This window comes from Deltaproteobacteria bacterium (genome assembly GCA_020845775.1).
In the GTDB taxonomy this organism is placed as follows: domain Bacteria; phylum Bdellovibrionota_C; class UBA2361; order SZUA-149; family JADLFC01; genus JADLFC01.
Window position 1 is genome coordinate 1 of the sequence record JADLFC010000026.1, and the last position, 2,835, is coordinate 2,835.

The 2,835-nt window shown below is 45.0% G+C and carries 3 protein-coding genes; all 3 read right to left on the reverse strand.

From position 1 onward, the window contains the following. Positions 1 to 85: 85 nt before the first annotated feature. Positions 86 to 541, reverse strand: a complete 456-nt coding sequence (locus IT291_01510; protein ID MCC6219897.1) for a nucleoside deaminase — start codon at positions 539 to 541, stop codon at positions 86 to 88. A gap of 25 nt (positions 542 to 566) precedes the next feature. Further along, positions 567 to 1,677, reverse strand: a protein-coding gene (gene prfB, locus IT291_01515) for a peptide chain release factor 2 (protein MCC6219898.1) whose coding sequence is annotated in 2 segments (ribosomal slippage) — positions 567 to 1,598 and positions 1,600 to 1,677 — 1,110 coding nt in all. Because the reading frame shifts where the segments join, the coding sequence is not laid out codon by codon here. 24 nt (positions 1,678 to 1,701) lie between these two features. Further along, the coding region (locus IT291_01520; protein ID MCC6219899.1) for an antiporter at positions 1,702 to 2,835 on the reverse strand (1,134 nt) is incomplete at its 5' end.

Consider the following 2,835-nt stretch of genomic DNA (forward strand, 5'->3'; position numbering starts at 1 on the left):
CCGGTGCGGGTTAACGCACACACGCTTTCCAAGCGTGCACCTTAAACCACTCGGACACCTCTCCATAAAAAAACTTCCCTATCTATTATTGCTGTTTGCGCTTTTTTGCAAAAAATTCCTGTAGCAATAACCGTGAATCCTTAGCTAATAACTCGGGATATACATTTATCCTATGCGGCAAATTGAGAATGTTCGACAAGTCAAACACAGATCCAGCCGCACCCTGTCTCGGGTCGTAACAGCCATAATACAAATCCTTTATCCGCGCCAACAACATAGCTCCTATACACATGGGACATGGCTCAAGCGTAACGAAAAGCTTAGCGTCCAAAAGACGCCAATTAGAAAGCTTTGAACTAGCCCGGCGAATCGCCAATATCTCCGCATGCGCAGTAACGTCATTAAGCCTCTCAACTTCGTTATGCGCACTAGCAAGAACTTTTCCATCTAACACAACCACCGCCCCAACAGGAACCTCTCCGACCTCTCCTCCCTTTCGAGCTTCAGAAAGAGCTATCTCCATATACTTCGCTGGATCCATAGCCACCGCACACCGACTTAAACAACTACTGGCTTTGCCACAACAAATAAGCCTCTATAAACTTGTCTATCTCCCCATCCAAAACAGCTTGCACATTTCCAATCTCCGTATCGGTTCTCAAGTCTTTTACTAGTTGATAAGGCTGCATGACATAACTTCTAATCTGACTACCAAAATCAATCTTTCGCCGCTCCCCAGCAATCTTGCTCAACTTTTCCTGATTTTTTTGTAGCTCCAGTTCATACAACTTAGCACGCAAAAGACGCATCGCCGTCGCCTTGTTCTTGTGCTGCGATCTCTCGTTCTGACACGCAACTACTACACCACTTGGAAGATGAGTGATGCGAACAGCTGAATCAGTTTTATTTACGTGTTGCCCACCAGCACCACTTGCGCGATACGTATCGATCCTCAAATCTTCATCTCTAATCTCTACATCCGCCGAAAGTTCTATATCCGGTGTGACGCCCACAGATGCAAAAGATGTGTGGCGCCTTGCATTAGAGTCAAAAGGAGAAATGCGCACTAATCGATGCACTCCTCGCTCAGAACGCAAAAAACCATACGCATTTTGTCCACTTACCAAAAAAGCTACATTCTTAAGGCCAGCCTCCTCACCAGCATGAATGCTAACGATCTCTGTCTTAAAACCCTTTTTCTCCGCCCAGCGAAGATACATCCTAAGCAGCATCTCGCACCAATCCTGAGCCTCAGTGCCACCAGCTCCAGAGTTAATCTCCACAATGGCGTCATTGCTATCGTGCTCGCCAGAAAGCATGCGAGCTAACTCAAATCTACTAATGTCTTGGCACAAAAGGGATATTTTCCCAGCCGCTTCATCCAACAAGTCGGCATCCGCGCTTTCATCTAATAACTCAAGCAACACCTCGCACTCCTCAGCGGCATAGCTAAGTTTATTAAAAGCCTCAATTTGAGAAGAAACTTGAGAGCGCTCTCTTAAAACTTCCTGCGCCCTTTCGCGATCGCTCCAGAACTCTCCACTTCCCGCCTCTTCTTCCAAGCTTTGTAGCCGCAACTGTTTACCACTAAGGTCAAAGATACCCCCTCAACGCTTCCAAGCGTTGTTGAGCTTGCGTCAGTTTAAAGCGCAATTCTGAAACTGTAATCTCGGACATAATATATTAAGCTAAAAAGGCTTACTAGGGATTCTTCACGTACGCATTTGGCCTTAAATAGAACCACCAGTTTAGCAACAAACAAACAAAATAAAAAATAGCAAAACCATATAGCGCGTATTCTGGAGTCCTAGCATTAATCTGCTCCCCAAAAACAATCGGAATAATAAATGCGCCATAAGCCGCAACGGCCGACGTCCAACCTAAAACTGGGCCGGCTTGCTCTCGATCGAAAACGACTGCAATAGTTCTAAACGTAGAGCCATTGCCAACTCCACTTGCCGTAAACAATACTATAAACAAAACAAAAAAGGGCCAAAACAAAACTTCCGGCGTCTCAGAAACATAAGCAGCCTTCATATAATAAGCCACCCCAAGCGCAGCAAATATCATAACCACAGAAACTATTTGAGTAACCTTAGCTCCTCCCATCTTGTCCGATATCCATCCCCCTACCGGTCGAATTAAAGCCCCAAGAAACGGCCCCACCCAACTGTAAGTTAAAGCGCTAATGCTATTAGGATTGGCAACATTGTGAAGCATTACTCCATCGGGGCCAAGAACGTGCTTAAATCCAAAAATAACCTTTATAGAAAGCGCAAAAGCCGCAGAATAACCTATAAAAGAGCCAAAGGTCATCATGTAGATAACAGTCATTGCCCAAGTGTGCTTATTATTAAAAATCTTATATTGCCGAATAAGGTTTTGCTGCAATGCTCCCCTAGTTAAGTAGCGCATTGCTAAAACAGTTAATGCTATCACCAAAGGTAGGACTATCCATTTACTGACCATAACCACTCCCTTCTCATTGGGCAGCATGGAAACGACACCTAAAGCAGAAGTAATTAGCGCGATTAGCAAGAGTCCAGATATCTTAACAAAAGCGCCGCAAGGCGACGGAAGATCAGGAGTAACTCTTTCGGTCACTATGTTGTTCATCCCAAACCAACCAGCAAAGGCCAGCGGAATAAGAAATACTAACCAAACAAAGCCAGCATTTTGCACATAAGTTTCACTTCCTGCGGCAATCTTTCCAATCAACGTCCCACTCTCACTCACTAATGTCATGGGCTCACCGCCAAAAACACCCACTGTCATTACCAGAGGAATCAAAATCTGCGCGGTAGTCACCCCAAAATTGCCTAAACCAGCATTTAA

What these genes read in the sequence shown, in the direction of transcription:
- IT291_01510 (MCC6219897.1), bottom strand. Translation starts at nt 541, where the DNA reads ATGGATCCAGCGAAGTATATGGAGATAGCTCTTTCTGAAGCTCGAAAG.